This is a genomic window from Cytobacillus kochii (assembly GCF_020171845.1).
Lineage (GTDB): Bacteria > Bacillota > Bacilli > Bacillales > Cytobacillaceae > Cytobacillus > Cytobacillus kochii.
This window is the reverse complement of record NZ_JAIVAM010000009.1, coordinates 45410-61431: the sequence shown is the minus strand read 5'-3', so window position 1 is coordinate 61431 and position 16022 is coordinate 45410. Positions and strand designations below refer to the sequence as shown.

16 protein-coding genes and 1 other annotated feature are annotated in these 16022 nt (G+C 35.8%); of the genes, 6 read left to right on the top strand and 10 right to left on the bottom strand.

Annotated elements, in window-relative coordinates:
- Positions 1-173: 173 nt before the first annotated feature.
- The 3 genes from LCM23_RS15050 to LCM23_RS15040 all read right to left on the bottom strand — a co-directional run bounded on the left by LCM23_RS15050 (position 174) and on the right by LCM23_RS15040 (position 4040).
- On the bottom strand, positions 174-785 hold the full coding sequence (locus LCM23_RS15050; protein WP_224937700.1) for a TVP38/TMEM64 family protein: 612 nt from the start codon (positions 783-785) through the stop codon (positions 174-176).
- 45 nt (positions 786-830) lie between these two features.
- Positions 831-1778, bottom strand: coding sequence for an LCP family protein (locus LCM23_RS15045; protein ID WP_224937699.1), 948 nt, complete (start codon positions 1776-1778; stop codon positions 831-833).
- 288 nt (positions 1779-2066) lie between these two features.
- A complete protein-coding gene (locus LCM23_RS15040) occupies positions 2067-4040 on the bottom strand; it encodes a S9 family peptidase (protein ID WP_224937698.1) in 1974 nt (657 codons plus the stop codon).
- Positions 4041-4253: 213 nt separating this feature from the next.
- On the opposite strand from LCM23_RS15040, the gene LCM23_RS15035 reads away from it, so the two are divergent.
- Complete coding sequence (locus LCM23_RS15035; protein ID WP_224937697.1) at positions 4254-4631, top strand: hypothetical protein; 378 nt, start codon at positions 4254-4256, stop codon at positions 4629-4631.
- Between the two features lie 6 nt (positions 4632-4637).
- On the opposite strand, the gene LCM23_RS15030 is transcribed toward LCM23_RS15035, so the two are convergent.
- Positions 4638-5198, bottom strand: a complete 561-nt coding sequence (locus tag LCM23_RS15030; protein WP_095369861.1) for a competence protein ComK — start codon at positions 5196-5198, stop codon at positions 4638-4640.
- Between the two features lie 217 nt (positions 5199-5415).
- Here LCM23_RS15030 and LCM23_RS15025 point away from each other — a divergent pair, with 217 nt between their 5' ends.
- Positions 5416-5652 (top strand): IDEAL domain-containing protein, encoded by a 237-nt coding sequence (locus LCM23_RS15025; RefSeq protein ID WP_224937696.1) that lies wholly within the window; start codon positions 5416-5418, stop codon positions 5650-5652.
- A gap of 146 nt (positions 5653-5798) precedes the next feature.
- On the opposite strand, the gene LCM23_RS15020 is transcribed toward LCM23_RS15025, so the two are convergent.
- The 3 genes from LCM23_RS15020 to LCM23_RS15010 form a co-directional block, all read right to left on the bottom strand.
- The gene (locus tag LCM23_RS15020) at positions 5799-7073 is read right to left on the bottom strand and encodes a M48 family metallopeptidase (protein ID WP_224937695.1); all 1275 of its coding nucleotides are present in this window, start codon (positions 7071-7073) and stop codon (positions 5799-5801) included.
- A 102-nt stretch (positions 7074-7175) separates the two neighbouring features.
- The gene (locus tag LCM23_RS15015) at positions 7176-7484 is read right to left on the bottom strand and encodes an AzlD domain-containing protein (RefSeq protein ID WP_095369864.1); all 309 of its coding nucleotides are present in this window, start codon (positions 7482-7484) and stop codon (positions 7176-7178) included.
- Positions 7474-8199: an AzlC family ABC transporter permease gene (locus LCM23_RS15010; protein ID WP_224937694.1), complete on the bottom strand. Its 726-nt coding sequence runs from the start codon at positions 8197-8199 to the stop codon at positions 7474-7476. Before LCM23_RS15010 ends, LCM23_RS15015 begins: the two co-directional genes overlap by 11 nt.
- A gap of 121 nt (positions 8200-8320) precedes the next feature.
- On the opposite strand from LCM23_RS15010, the gene LCM23_RS15005 reads away from it, so the two are divergent.
- From LCM23_RS15005 to LCM23_RS25935, 4 genes are all read left to right on the top strand, one after another.
- On the top strand, positions 8321-8872 hold the full coding sequence (locus LCM23_RS15005) for a helix-turn-helix domain-containing protein (RefSeq protein WP_224937693.1): 552 nt from the start codon (positions 8321-8323) through the stop codon (positions 8870-8872).
- 109 nt (positions 8873-8981) lie between these two features.
- On the top strand, positions 8982-9461 hold the full coding sequence (locus tag LCM23_RS15000) for a MarR family winged helix-turn-helix transcriptional regulator (protein ID WP_224937692.1): 480 nt from the start codon (positions 8982-8984) through the stop codon (positions 9459-9461).
- A gap of 4 nt (positions 9462-9465) precedes the next feature.
- Positions 9466-9678 (top strand) — a binding site (T-box leader).
- Positions 9679-9723: 45 nt separating this feature from the next.
- On the top strand, positions 9724-10965 hold the full coding sequence (tyrS, locus tag LCM23_RS14995; protein WP_373370896.1) for a tyrosine--tRNA ligase: 1242 nt from the start codon (positions 9724-9726) through the stop codon (positions 10963-10965).
- A 47-nt stretch (positions 10966-11012) separates the two neighbouring features.
- The gene (locus tag LCM23_RS25935; RefSeq protein ID WP_263624268.1) at positions 11013-11135 is read left to right on the top strand and encodes a hypothetical protein; all 123 of its coding nucleotides are present in this window, start codon (positions 11013-11015) and stop codon (positions 11133-11135) included.
- A gap of 192 nt (positions 11136-11327) precedes the next feature.
- On the opposite strand, the gene LCM23_RS14990 is transcribed toward LCM23_RS25935, so the two are convergent.
- From LCM23_RS14990 to LCM23_RS14980, 3 genes are read right to left on the bottom strand one after another with little or no spacing between them, the layout of a single operon-like run.
- Positions 11328-12122 (bottom strand): ABC transporter ATP-binding protein, encoded by a 795-nt coding sequence (locus LCM23_RS14990; RefSeq protein WP_224937691.1) that lies wholly within the window; start codon positions 12120-12122, stop codon positions 11328-11330.
- Positions 12123-12143: 21 nt separating this feature from the next.
- Positions 12144-13097, bottom strand: coding sequence for an ABC transporter permease (locus LCM23_RS14985; RefSeq protein ID WP_224937690.1), 954 nt, complete (start codon positions 13095-13097; stop codon positions 12144-12146).
- Between the two features lie 47 nt (positions 13098-13144).
- A complete protein-coding gene (locus LCM23_RS14980; protein WP_224937902.1) occupies positions 13145-14134 on the bottom strand; it encodes an ABC transporter substrate-binding protein in 990 nt (329 codons plus the stop codon).
- Positions 14135-16022: the final 1888 nt, after the last annotated feature.

Below are 16022 nucleotides of genomic sequence, written 5' to 3'. Positions count from 1 at the left end.
ATTTTAGCACATCTCTCACATTTTTCTCCTTTTTGAGTTTAAAGTAAATACAGGGAATTCTACTTGGTCCTTAACTTTGTTGAATGATCGATGCATGTGCTCTATTATTTTTCTGTTCTTATTCAAAAATAAAAAAACCCAGCAAACATCTGCCGGGCTTTCCTCTAACCTATCTATTTTTTCGGTTTTTCTACACTTGTATTTAATTTAATTTCTATTCTTTTACCTACATACCAAAGAATAGCAATGATGAGGATGACGATGGCCGTTCTCGTCGGTTTTGTAATCAGTGATGCAATATCATGCCCGACGAAACTCATTGTAAAAATCATTACCATTTTTCCTGCTATGACTGCCAATGCGTATTGGGCAATACTTATTCTCGATAAGCCAGCCACAATATTTACAATAGCAGATGGTGTAAAAGGGAAGCATAGTAATAAAAATAACGGTGCAAAACCATGCTTTTCAACCCATGCCATTAATTTTTTTACTTTATCATGGTTTTTAATTACACTTAAGAATCGCGCTTGGCCATATTTTCTAATGATAAAAAAAACGAGCAAAGCTCCTGCAACTGAGCCAATCCAAGAATATAAAAATCCGCCCCATAATCCGAACGCATTCGCATTAGCCATCACGAATAAAAAAAGCGGGAGAAAAGGTAAAAATGCCTCTATTAAAGGTAGTAGAATTCCTGGAAGAGGGCCAAATGAACGATATTCTTCAATTAGAGCTAATATATTTTCTAGTGTAAGCCACTGTCTGATACTCTCTAAATCCATCCATACTCTCCTTCTCTCGCTCGAAAAAACATAGATATTCTTCTTTTAGTTAGTTAAAAATTGTTGTAACTCTTGTTTGTTTGCTTCTAAATCAACCTGTAAAACAGCCATTCCACTAATTCTAACATTTTGGTAAGTGCCATCTGCTGGAATTCTTAATGACTCTACTTGCGGGCTTCCATTCATTAAAACATCTTTTCCCATATATAAGATGTCACTTGTTTTCATATTGGTATTGACGTAAGGTGTAACAACTCCTACTAGTTTAGGTAGTTTAGCTATCGTATTTAAACTAGTAAATTGATTCATTACTGCTTTAATCGCGTTTTGTTGTCTTTCAACTCGACCGAAATCGCCAACCGCGTCATTTCTGAATCTGACATATCCTAAAAGGTGTTCGCCATCCAATTTCTGTAATCCCGGCTTTAATGTTACACCGATTTTCTGAGACATCTCTTTCTCCACATTGATTTCTACACCGTTTGGAAAAGCCACATCAATGACCTTTTCAAACCCCTCAAAATCAAGAATCGCATAATATTGCGAGTCGATGTTAAAGTTCTCTTTAATCGTTTGCCTTAATAATTCTGGTCCTCCATAAGCAAGTGCAGCATTAATACGATTTTGACCATGTCCTGGAATATCGACATACATATCGCGCATAAAAGAAATCATTTTATAAGTGCCTGAATCAGGTTGATAATGTGCAACCATAATTGTATCTGCACGTGCATTTTCTTCTCCTCTTGAGTCACTACCTAAGAGTAAAATATTCGTTCCACCGTATTGATCTTTTTCACCATTAAATTCGTATACTTGCTCTGGTACACTTGAATCATTATCTGCTTTAGAAGTTTGTAGACCTTGTTTAAATTGGTAGTAAGAATATCCTACTACTGCAACAACAACAAGCAAGAATATGATAAATAAATTTCTTATTATTTTGCCAAATTTCCGCTTTTTCTTCTTTCCTTGATGTCTTTCAGCTCTCATTTTAAATGTATCCTTTCATCCTATTATTCTTTTCTTTCTTTTTGTAAATTATATCAGATTATCCCGATACTGTTACTTTTGGAATAAACAGAACAGTAACTCTTTTAAAAGATATACTAGAATTATACACGTTGCAGCCTTTTTTCTAAATCATTTCTTCATTATCTTTACATCTTTTTAAAGATATTTTCGTCCCTTTATATATGACTGATACAGCATGAAAAAAGTTTCACTTACGAAATATTACCAAATACCCCGAAAGTGATCACACTTCCGGGGTAAGCATCTTTAAACATATTCATTAAACCAATTTTTTATATAATGAAGTCTCTTCATTCTTAAGTTGGGGTGCCCACTTCTAGAGAGTTCGTGATTAGCTTGTGGAAAACGAATAAACTTCGCTTGTTTGTTATGGTGTTTTAATGCAATGTAAAATTGCTCTGCTTGTTCAATCGGGCATCTTAAATCATTTTCACTATGTAAAATTAATAGTGGGGTTTCTACTTGCTCCACAAATGCTAATGGTGAATGTTTCCATAATTTTTCTATATCCTTTAACTGGCTTTTTATTTGCCAGTCAGTGAAATAATAGCCGATATCACTTACACCATAAAAGCTAATCCAATTAGATATGGAGCGCTGAGTAACAGCTGCCTTAAAACGATTTGTATGTCCGACAATCCAATTTGTCATAAAGCCACCGTAGCTACCGCCTGTTACCCCTAACCTCTCACGGTCAATTCCCTCATCATATTCGAGAACATAATCGACAGCAGTCATGATATCTTCATAATCTTTGCCACCATAATCTCCTCTTACAGCATCTACAAAAGCTTGTCCATATCCATGACTGCCCCGTGGATTTGTATATAACACCGCATATCCCTCTGCGGCTAACACTTGAAACTCATGGACATATGTATTGGCATACATCATGTGTGGACCACCATGAATCTCTACAATAAGAGGATACTTCTCTCCTGTCTCGTGATTTATCGGCTTTATTAACCAACCTTGTAATTCCCATCCATCTATCGATTGATATTGAAGGACCTCTGCATCAGCAACAGCCGTCTCCTCAAAGAAAGCTTGATTAATATTTGTCAGTCTTGTTTTTTCTCCACTAGTCACGTTCAACAAGTATAAATCTCCCGGATTAGTAGGTGTGCTAATCGCTACTATCGCTTTATCTATCGTGCCTCCTGTAGAAACACCATAAATATGATGCCTTTCTTCTAATAATGCCGGATACATCGCTCCTTCAACTGTGCCAAAATACAGTACTGTATTGCCATGGTCAGATGCTAGAAAATAGAAGCTCGAGCTATCCTCAGCCCATAAAAACTGTGAAGCATTTGCAGACTGATGGAAGTCAGCAACAACATAATCACCGACTTGTACATCCCATTCTTCTGTTAAACAAGTCAATTCTCCCGTGGATACATCTAATGTCCATATCCTAGACAAAGAAGCATTCCTATAGGTCGACTTCGACCCAATTAGCCCCAAGCATTTGCCATCAGGGGACCATGATACATGAGAGAAGCTGGCAACTCCTTTTGTCATATTCTCCATCTGCTTACTTTCAACATCTAATATGTATACATCATTATTGAAAGAATGATCTTTATCTGTTGCCAAATCGGCTAATAATGCAATAGATTGATTGTCCGGAGACCAACATTGGAGATAATAATCCTGCTCTCCTGTTGTAAGCCATTCACGCTCTCCTGAAGCAATATCAATTACTCCAATATGTTGATAATCACCAGACCATAAACCTTTGGCGTCAGACTTATATTTCATCCTTTCTATTTCAACCGGCTCTGGTTTATCCTTGTTTTTTTCTGGAAGGTTCTCTTTCTCTACAGTTGATTGAAAAGCGATTCTTTTACCATCCGGTGACCATATAGGATTGGTCGCACCATTCGGTTCATTTGTCAGTTGTTTTGCTTCGCCTCCGTTCATTGATAACATAAATATTTGATTTACCTCATGATTACGATTAGAAACAAATGCGATTTGTGACCCATCTGGTGACCATCTTGGTGCCAAGTTTCTCCCTTTTCCGTATGTTAATTGTTGCGTTTCTGCAGGTTGATTTGTATTTATGTAAAACAAATGAGAGCTATATGTATTTTCTTCTTCACACATGGTCGTTTCTATATAAACACAATCATAGCCATTCTTACTTAATTGTGGATCAGATACCGACTTTAGTTGATATTGATCCTCCGGCTTGATTCGTTTTTTTGCATTCATCCTCTTCACTCCTCTATAGGTTCTTCTCACTTTTATTCGTGACGTAAGTAATATTCCCCTTTATTTATCCACTTTTATTGTGAGCAATTCATACCTCTCTTTCAAGCTAAAAATCAAATAACAAAAAATGGATACAGTTGCATGAATATTTTAATGAGAGTAGAATATAATAAGAACAAGTGTTCTATACTAAAAAAAGGAGAAGTATTTACGATGACAAGAATTCCTGAGCGAGACCGGAATATTATGGAACAAGCGATTTATTTGCCAATGGTGCTTACGATACTTAATAGGGATTTAAAAGTGATTGATGCAAGTCCGTTTAAGTTGAAGCAACCTTATGTGAATTTAGTTGATGAAACAATGAGGGTAATCCAGAAGGAATTAAGAAGCGTGAAGCACTATATGAATAAAGAAAAGTTGAGTGTACAAGAAATTAAGCGCGATGAAGCATTTACAATGTTCATGTTTCTTTATAAAGGATATGAAGAGCAACATAATTATTTTAACCCTCGTATACGAAATAAAGTCCATGAATTACTGGAGTTTTATTTATTCAAACGTTATACTTCATCGCCAATTAGCAAATAATATCCATCATAATCTGCGAAGGAAGTTAATGTTTTCTGAAACTTTCTCTGCTTTTTTTCTTTTTAGAAAGTAAAGCGATTTTCGTTCCGTTTCTTCAATTCTGCTCGATAACGTATCTTTTAACAGAACGGTTCTTAGAATTTGATTTTGAAATATGTTATGTGAAACAGGGATAATATGCGTACGCCTATTTCTAAAAGTTACTTCTGTTTGTCCTCCCTCATGCGGACGATAATGGAGTACATGCTCATTAGATATCCATATACAGTTGGGGTTTGTAGCAGAAGCTGTTGGAAAAAAATAAATGAGATTAGTGGGATCAATTGTAATAGGTGCTTTATGTGTAATACCTGTCAGTTGTCTTGTCCCCTCTTTTCTACCTTCATAGCTAGCACCAAAGAAGCGACAACTTTTCTTAATAATTTCAAGCGGTTTAAAAGGCGAAACCGCTTCACCTTCGATTTCATAAATATGAGAATAAATCTTACTACCATATTCAATTGGCAAAATCATCATAGTTTCTGTATTAATTTCATACTCTTCAATCATCGTTTCCTTCTCAGCCATAAAACGGTACACCCCTTTACTTTTTTTGAAAAATAAACTAAATATTTTTAAAATTAGCTCTATTTTACCAGAAAGGGAAGATGATAACCAGTCTTTTTTCCTATTAAATTGACAATTTATTTGAAAATAATATATTTAATTTTTTAAAAATTCAAAAATAAGTTGAATAAATACAATTCTTTACATATACTAATAAAAAGCCATTGGGGTGATTTTTATGAAAGAAAAATCATACACCGAATTAATGAAAGCAAGCGCCATGAAACGCAAAAGAAAAAAAGAAGCATTTGTTTTAGACTTATATGTCGACATGGTCATTAGCGACGCTATCCTAAACAGAAAACTGCAAGCTGTAAAAGTGAAATTAGATGAAGCATTAGACTGCAAAAATAAAAAAATGTTCATTACACTATCAAATGAATATATTCAACTGCAAAAAGAATATGGCTCGTAACCTATTATCCTCCACCACCAATGGGGGATTTTTTATTTTTGAAATTATAACTACGAGGTAAAGAAGGGGAAAAAAGGAAAAAAAATATACACACCCCCTGTTGCAAATGCAAAAGGCTGTGTGCATAAAATGGTACCTCTTTTTATCTATTCATCGTCTCGATGTTTTATTTGATATTCTTCTAATTCAATGATTCGATCCAACATTGTCGGATGTCCATAGCGAAATACCTTCACAAGTAATGGTGGATTCACTTGACTAAGACCAGCTTTGGTAAGCTCTTGAAAAGTTTCAATCCCCGCTTCTGGATCTTTTGTTAATTCAACTGCATAATGATCCGCTCTTGTTTCTTGATAACGTGAAACCAAATTGGACAACGGACTAGAAATAAACAGAAGCATGGAAATAATCATAAGAAATAATGGGAAGGAACGGATATCATTTACTGCTGGAATCTTCAAAGCTTCTCCATACTTCGTTACCGCCCACTCCATTATGCGATAAGTTAAATACAATCCAACTAAAGATAATAATAAATATCCGCCTATGCCAATATATATATGCTTCTCAACATAGTGCGCCATTTCATGTGCCATAATAAATAAAATACCGTCATCATCTAATCTATTTAAAGTTGTATCCCAGAGAACAATCCGGGAATTTGATCCAATACCAGTCACATAAGCGTTCAAAGCATTCGTTTTCTCCGCCATATCGACTTCAAACACATGGTCAGCTGGGATGTTTGCTTCATGAGCAAGCGTCAATATTTTACTCTCTAATTCCTTATTCTTTAAAGGATAGAAATCATTATACAACGGATCAATGACCACTGGTTGAAGGAACATTAAAAACAATGAAAAAGGAACGGTTAACATCCAAGCATATAGCCACCACCGCTTCCTGCTTTTATTAATAAGCAGATATAATACATAAACGATAAGCACCATCATGCCAAAGTTCACCCAAAAGTCTATAAGTTCATCTTTCATCCAGCTAGCAAAACTTTGAGTAGAAATATTGTACTGCTTTGAAAAATGATAACTGATATAGCTGAGTGGTGTCGTAGCAATAAAGGCGAAAAGTGACAACCAAGCAACATAAATAGACGTTTGCACAAATTTGAATTTAGAAGATTGCTCAGCCCATTTTTTAAAGGCACCAGATAAGCCCAATAAAAGAATTGATAAATAAAATATCCATTCAAATGGTGTAGACAAGAAAAATAGTAAATTACGTATTTTCGAATATTCCTCAGTTAATACAAGTTCTCTACCATTTAAAAAAGTGGCAGGATCAGCAACTGTACCTTGATACTCGAACGGTAAATCTGTATTTGCAAAATGGAATAAATACCAATAAAAGAATAAACCATATAAAAAGTAGCCAAGAATGCCATAAAGACCAATTTTTCTTGCCAATTTGTTCCCTCCTTTAATCTCAATGAAAAAAAGTACAACCCTTCATACTTAGTTTAGTATACTTTTCCATATTTAGAACTGCAAAAAGGAGGAAAGAAATAACTAACTGATGAATAAGGAGTAACCTGACAAAACGATAATAGCACTAAGGACAACAAAGACTACATTCGCGCCAATATAAGCAACGATAAACGCAATCGCCGCACCAAGTAAGCCGTACCAGATGCTTTCTCCAATAAGCAAAACCCCAGGAAAAATAAGAGCACCTAGTGTCGCATAAGGAACATTTTTTAAAACAGATTGCACAAATATAGGCAGTTCCTTTCCTTTAAAAAGTAAAAATGGGGCAACCCTTGGAAGATATGTAACAAGACCCATGCCAATAATTAACCAAAGTACTTCATTGCTCATTTTGCCGATCCCCTCTCTTCATTCCTTCTATAACCTCAACAAGAACGGAAGAAATTAAAGTTGCTATAACAATTGACCATCCTGTTGAAAGTGCACCTGTAAAGGTAAAAATAGTGTTTAATCCGGCAGCAATAGCAGCAAGGTAAACAACCTTAGCACTCCCTTTCATCGAAGGGACAAGTAGACCAATAAACATCGCATATAACGCAACTGTCATGCTTTCTTGTAACACTTGTGGCAAGTTTGCACCAACGACGTATCCAAGGGCCGTAAAAGTAACCCAGCTCATATACCCAATGATATTCACACCTAAAATAAAGCCAGTTTTTTGCACACCGTCTTTTGTAGCAATAACTGAAAAAGATTCATCTGTAATGCCGAATGAATAGAGGGCCTTTTTCATTAGTTTGTCATCTTCTGCTTTTTCATTAAGCGCTGTACTCATCAGAAAATGGCGAATATTAACAATAAAAGTTGTAAAAATAATTTCAAAAGTACTCGTTCCTAAACTAATTAAGCTAAGTGCCATATATTGTGATGCACCTGCAAAAACAACCATACTCATAAGTACGGTCTCTATAAAAGATAAACCTGCTGTCTTTGCTAATAAGCCAAAAGTAAGTGCAACGGGGGCATAACCAATCGCAATACTTACACCAGCCTGCAACCCTTTTCGAAATGGTACTTCTCTTGTTTGTAACAATAGCTCCGCCAAGATTTCTCCCTACCCTTCATCCCCAAAAATAGTATAATATTGAATAAATAAACTGATTAGTTATTTGTACAATATATTATACATTTGTACGTTATATTAAACAATCATTTTCGGAGGAATTATGGATAATATTCAAAAAAATATCGGCGTTAACTTAAAAAATCTACGTAAAGCACGAGGTTTAAGTCTAGATACTACAGCCAACTTAACTAATGTAAGTAAAGCGATGCTTGGACAAATAGAACGTGGTGAATCCAACCCAACTGTGACAACATTATGGAAGATTGCCACAGGATTACAAGTTTCCTTCTCATCTTTAATTCAGGAACAGCAGTCTCCTATTCATGTGGTTAATCGCCATGATATCAGTCCCATTATGGAGTATAGTGGGAAATATCGCGTATATCCGGTCTTCCCATTTGACCCAAGGAAAAAGTTTGAAATTTTTACTGTCGAGATTGAGACAGGTTATGAACATCTATCAGAAAAACATAATGAAGGTGTTGAAGAGTATGTAACGGTGATTACTGGTACACTACAACTTGAAATTAATGAACAACAATATACCATTCAACCAGGTAATTCCATCCGTTTCTCCGCCAACAAGGCTCATACGTATCGCAATATTGGGGAAGATATGATTATTTATCAAACAGTTTTGTATTACCCTTAAGTTTAAGGGTTGCAATTCTGTTTCTTTTTTTGTAGAATCATTTCATAGCTAATGATTCTGAAAATAATAGAGGAGTGATCCTATTCATCAATTAGACGAAGATGGCTATTTGCATCCTGAAGAGTCAACGGTCATTCAAAAGATAAGTAAAAAAACAACGATAGAGCCAAATGCAATAGCCGTAGTCACTAGCCTATATCGCATTGGCCAAGGCATTAAAAATAAGCTAGAGCAAGAAGTGTTAGCCAAGCATAAAATCTCTTGGACTTCCTTTTCGATTCTTTATGATTTATGGATATATGGAAAAATGGAAACAAAAGAGCTTGCCCTTTCTGCAGGTGTATCAAAAGCAACAATCAGCAATATTATGCGTACATTAGAGAATAAGTCATTTTGCAGAAGGGAAACCGACCCAAGAGATCGCCGAAATACCTTTGTTGTGATTACCCCTAAGGGTAAAGAAGTCATTGAAGAGCTTTATCCCGAATTTCATGAGGGAGAAATCTCCATTGTTAATGGGTTAAAAACGGACGATCAAAAGCAATTAGCTGCAACCCTTTACCGGCTCATTAAAGACAATAAATTTTAATAAAGAAAAAGTGATGATAGAAGTCTTAGTAGCAACCTCCTCCCTATCACAGAGAGCCGACAAATGACTGAGAGTCGGTATAAAGGATGAAGCGAATTACAACTTCTTGAACTTTCATTGCTACTTGCAATGAACGGCTACGTTCGTTAAATGTTGAGGTGGAGAAGTATTATACTTCTCAATTAGGGTGGTAACGCGTGAAATCCACGTCCCTTTTATTAGGGATGTGGATTTTTATTATTTATTAAGGATGTGAATAATTGTGAAAGAAAAATTATCAGAACAGCAATTAAAAGAGTTACAGAGACAATTAAAGTTATACAAACAAGGTGTGCAAGAAATAATACCCACTGAAGAATTAGAAGAAAAGTTAGCAAAATCTATTTTATTAAATAAACCTTTAAAGATAAAACTTGGCTTAGACCCTTCAGCTCCTGACGTTCATTTAGGTCATACGGTTGTTTTAAAGAAGTTAAAGCAATTCCAAGATAATGGTCATACGATTCAATTATTAATTGGGGATTTTACTGGTAAGATTGGTGATCCAACAGGTAAGTCCATCGCTAGAAAGCCGTTAACCGATGAAGAAGTGAAGCATAACGCCCAAACTTATTTTGAGCAATTTGGTAAAGTACTCGATATGGAAAAAGTTGAATTACATTATAATTCAACATGGCTCTCTCAACTTAAGTTTGATGATGTCATTCAATTAGCTGGTAAAATTACCATTGCCCGTTTAATGGAACGTGATGACTTTGAAGAAAGAATTGCCTTCGGGAAGCCGATTTCTTTACACGAATTCTTCTACCCAGTCATGCAAGGATACGATTCTGTTGTGCTTGAATGTGATATTGAGTTAGGGGGCACCGATCAGCACTTTAATGTCCTTATGGGTAGGCACTTTCAAGAGAAATTTGGAAAACCTAAGCAAATTGCACTGCTGATGCCACTACTTGAAGGATTAGATGGCGTTGAGAAAATGTCAAAATCTAAGAATAATTATATCGGTATTAATGAACCAGCAAACGAAATGTACGGGAAAGCAATGTCCATTCCGGATGAACTCATGGAGAAGTATTTTACACTTATTACACCTCTTACACCTGAAGAAATAACTGAGATAGAAGAAGGGCTAGATAAGCAAACCCTCCATCCACGTGATGTAAAAATGCAATTAGCAAAGCTAATTGTACAAATGAACCATGATGAAGAAGCAGCTGAAAAAGCAGAACAACAATTTATTACGATTTTCCAAAAAGGAGAATTACCTGAAGATCTGCCGACAATGATATGGTCTGGCCCAACTTCTATCACCATTGTGCAATTGTTAGTGAATACAGGCTTACTACCTTCAAAATCCGAGGCAAAAAGAATGATTGCTGGTGGCGCAATTAAAATAAATGGTAAAAAAATTACCACTGAAATGGAAACGACTACGATTAGCCATAATATGATTGTTTCAGTAGGTAAAAGAAAATTCATGAAATTATTGGTAAAGAATTAGGTTGTGAGGTAATTTGCATAGTCACCTTTTATCAGGTGGCTATTTCTATGTTTACGCTTCTCCTACTAGTCATTCGCCAACTAGAAAGTCCACTTGCACCAATAAGTTGTGACAGTATCACCGTTTATGAATATTGTCCATTAGAAGATCAAGGGTGTACGGTTTTATGAAGAAATTGCTATCTTAGATTATGCTTCATTACAAGATTTGATCAACCATTTCTTCACCAAGTCAAAATCATTAAATAGAAGCCACCCTGGTATCGTATTTATTAACATTCTATTGAAGAAACATAAAAATCAACTCCCGCACCACAAAAAAAGAGCCCATTAACGGACTCTTTCTCACACTAAAATCTTCATTTATGCAAGTATTGCACGGTCACTGTTCATTTTTTCACCACGAATTTGTTGAAACTCATTTAATAATTTTTCAACCGTAAGCTGCGATTTTTGCTTCTCATCCGCAGAGAAAATAATCTGGCCTTTATCCATCATAATTAACCGGTTTCCTAGGTCAATCGCTTGCTGCATATTATGAGTTACCATTAATGTCGTTAATTGGAATTTACCAACAATTTCTTTCGTTAAATTCGTAATCAATTCTGCCCGGGATGGATCTAATGCAGCCGTATGCTCATCCAATAAAAGGATTTTAGGTTCAGTGAAGGTTGCCATTAAAAGAGACAATGCCTGCCTCTCACCACCTGATAATAAACCTACTTTTGCTTGCAGTCTGTTTTCCAAACCTAAATGAAGCATCTCTAATTTTTCTTGAAAAAACGCTTTTCTTTTTTTCGAAACGCCTATATGCAAGCCGCGTGATCTCGTTCTTGTGTAGGCAATAGCTAAGTTCTCTTCAATCGTCATTGCAGGTGCAGTCCCTGCCATTGGATCTTGGAATACGCGCCCTATTAGACGTGCCCGTTTATTTTCCTTTACATTCGATACATTTTTTCTATCAATAATTACTTGACCGACATCCGGTATTAACTTCCCTGAGATAATGTTCATTAAAGTCGATTTTCCTGCCCCATTACTACCAATGACCGTCATAAAATCGCCTTGATGAAGATCGAGATTCATCTGTGTTAGTGCAATCTTCTCATCTGGTGTGCCTTCATTGAAGATTTTATGAATCTGATTTAATTCAAGCATGTCGTCACCCCTCTCTTCTACTTATTCCATTCCTGCTTGAAGCATTCGTTTTTTCTTTCGTTGTCTCTCTTTTTGCTTCTCAAGAATCTTCGGTAGGACAAGCGCGAAGACGACAATCAATGCCGTAATTAATTTCATATCTCCCGTTTCTAAGAACTCCACGCGTAGCGCTAATGTAACAATAATACGATACAGAATCGCCCCACCGATAACAGCTAACGTTGCTCGAAAAATTGTTTTTGCACCAAAAATCGCTTCGCCGATAATAACAGAAGCTAGCCCAATAACAATCATGCCTATACCCATGCCGACATCACTGAAACCATTGTATTGTGCCACTAAGCCACCTGATAAAGCTACCAAACCGTTAGATAGCCCTAGACCTAATATTTTTAATGTATCTGTATTCGCTGAAAAGCTACGAATCATCGTTTCATTATTACCTGTTGCTCGAATGGCCAGACCAATATCAGTTTTCAAGAACCAATCAATCATTACTTTGACAAAAAGAGCCAATATAAGCATAAGAATTAAGATTGCCCATGTTTTTGGCACAAAGCCAATGAAAGCTAAGGCATTATCTAAACCTAATCCTTGCCAAAAATCAGTTAGTTTTGTAATGACGGTTTCCTCTGATAATAGTGGGATATTCGACTTACCCATAATGCGTAGATTAATAGAGTACAAAGCAATCATCATGATAATCCCTGATAATAAAGGATTGATCTTTCCTTTTGTGTGAAGTAACCCTGTCACGCTACCAGCTAGAAAACCGGCAACGAAAGCTAAAATTGTTGCTAAAAATGGATTCGTTCCTCCTACAATTAAAACGGCAGCAACTGCTCCACCAGTCACAAAACTACCATCAACAGTTAAATCAGGAAAATCTAATACTCTAAAAGATAAATATACACCTAACGCCATTAATGCATACATTGCACCTGCTTCAATGGAGCCAAATATTGCTGAAGGCATTATGCTCTCTCCCTTTCATCTGTCGTGCTGAATAAGATACCTGTCAATTATTCAATAAATTCCGCAGATTCTTCCCATTCAGGGTTTAGTTCAACACCCATTGCTTCAGCCGCTTCTTTATTTATAACAAGCTTTAGATTTTGTGGATATTGTACATCCATTTCGCCTGCTTCTTTCTCACCTTTTAATATTTCTGCTGCCATCACACCTGCTTCATAACCGATATCATTATAATCAAACCCGTATGCAGCAAATCCGCCACGAGCGACAGAATCTAATTCCCCAACAAAAAGTGGAATTTTCTTATCTGTTGCCACTTGAACGACTGACTCTAGAGCTGTAACTACTGTATTATCTGTAATGATATAAAGGACATCTGCTTTACCAACTAATGATTCTGTGGCTTGTTTTACTTCAGCTGATGTTGAAACAGTTGCTTCAGCTAATTTCAATCCCGTTCCTTCTATTACTTCTTTCACTGTCTCAATTTGCGATACAGAGTTGGCTTCACCGGAATTATAAACAACACCAATTGTTTCTATATCAAAATATTTGTCTATGAATTCTACTGTGTTCGGTATAGCGTCCGGGTGATTATCTAATGTGCCTGTAATATTTCCGCCAGGTGCTTCCATGGAATCAACAAGTCCACCCCCAACCGCATCTGTTACTGAAGTAAACACAATTGGGATATCCTTTGTTGCATTTAATGCACCTAGTGCACTTGGTGTAGAGTTGGCAAAGATTAAGTCCACCTGATCACTTACAAAGTTGTTCGCAATCGATTGATTATTATTTTGATCCCCTTGGGCAATTTGTGTATCAAATTCTACTTCTAATCCCTCATCCTTCAATGCTTGTTGAAAGCCAACAGATGCTGCATCTAAACTTGGATGTTCAGCGATTTGCGTAATACCGACTTGATAGCTTTTCTCACCGCTTTCTCCACTTGCTTCATTCGTTGTTTCTTCAGAGTTTCCGCACCCTGCCAATATTAATGCACTTAATAATCCAGCTGTCGATAATGTTTTCCACATATTTTTCTTTTTCACTATTCATTCATCCCCTTTACTTTATCGCTTTTACGCTTTTGTGCTTTGGTTCATTAAATTATATACATATAATACTAAGGAGACAAGAACTTTTTATTATTTTCCAAAAATTTATGTTATCTGACACTAAAAAATAGAATGAATTCCATGAAATTGGAACTACACTAATATATAATTAATTATTATAAATTTTCAATTAATTAAGAGTATATTACTACCACTATTGGATAAAAATAATCAGCTAATGAATACCCTTTTCCCAACATACAATTCTACATCGTTTGCATTGAGTCCTGCAGTTGTGTTCGTTTTTAAGCGAAATTGTACTTTTTCTGTAGTAATCATCTACAGTTAATACCGGCTCTGAATAATAGACTCTACGTAGGAATCTTGTTGGATAGTAGCTTGTACTATATTAGACGCCGTAACTGTTGTATATTAATTCATGGCACTAATCTAATATCGCTACTTTTAAATCTAAAATAAGCTATGGGACACCCCTCTATCATAGCTTAAGGTACACCCGGTTTTTCGCTATGTGGTAATCTTCTTGTATACTCGTTGTATCAAATGAAAGGATGCCTCGATACGTGCCTTTATACATCCACTTGTCAACCACTTTTATTGTTACTCCCCCCTCCCCCATCAGCAACGAGCTCCCTACAAAAACTTTTGAATAGTTACCTTCAGCATAAGAACCTTATTTTCAGTAGTCTTATATTTTTCAACCTTGTAAGTTTAACCGCCAGGCACTGATTTTTTCTGTTTCATTTGGTTAAAAACCGCTCTCCACTCTGTTTTGTTCGAAGTGATTGCAATTACCGGTATTCTTCACTGCTTTATACTCTAAACCCGTACCAACAAAACACTTCTGGATCAGTTGCCTCTAAAATAGCATCCCTTCCCCAGTTGATAACCCTATAGACTTTGTTATAACTCGCAAAATATTGGCGCATATCTTTCCTGTAAAGATACTAGGCCAGCCATCTCTCTTCAAACCAATTCCAATAATTATTATTATTAGCAGAAGCACTTTTATTAGGATAAAACGAGAAAACCCCCTTATGAAAGCGCATTCATTTTTAACATGTCGCAAATTGACTAACAGCTTGCGTGCAGTCATGCAACATCACCATTAACGGAACTTAATCACTCCCTTCATAAGATGATGGCACATATAAGGTATAGTTCTCCTGCCGTATGAGCCACTAACACTTTGACCATCTGCTAGCACTGATTCTTTTGGTACAGGGTCAAATACCTTACATACTCATAATAAACTAATTGCCAATAAATTGCATAATTTTTTCATGTTTTTTTTCCTCCTTAAATCTACTCATTCTATTTTAATTTCTAGAAACTACGAAAGAGTTACAAAGAAGTGTCGTTGGCTATAACGAAATACGAATTTGGTCGTCAATTAAAAAACAATATTAGGGGAGGATTTATTTGAAGTGGTTTTTTGGAAGTCTAGGTTTTATCATTTTGGTTCTAACGAGTATTCTTGTTTTTTTCGAAACTCTACTTCACCAGTATCTATCATTACAGTAGGTAAAGATAAAATACCTTCTACTCAAGATTCTTGTTGTTGGCATAGTCTCAATAGTGGCAAATGTGTTGTAGATGTTGGCTGCGTAAAATTATTTTAGGAGGTGCTATATGTCATACATCTTCCCTGGATTGTAGATAAAATGTCTATTCGGATATTTCATCTAGAGATTCTAATAAAATTCATAATGATATCTAATCCGGTAGATTGTATAATAAATCTTCTTTTTGTTAATAGCCCCCTAAAATGCCTAAAGCCACAATCAACATCTAATATTTTTATTGATCTAACTCATGTCCAATTAGCTTATATAGATATTCAAAG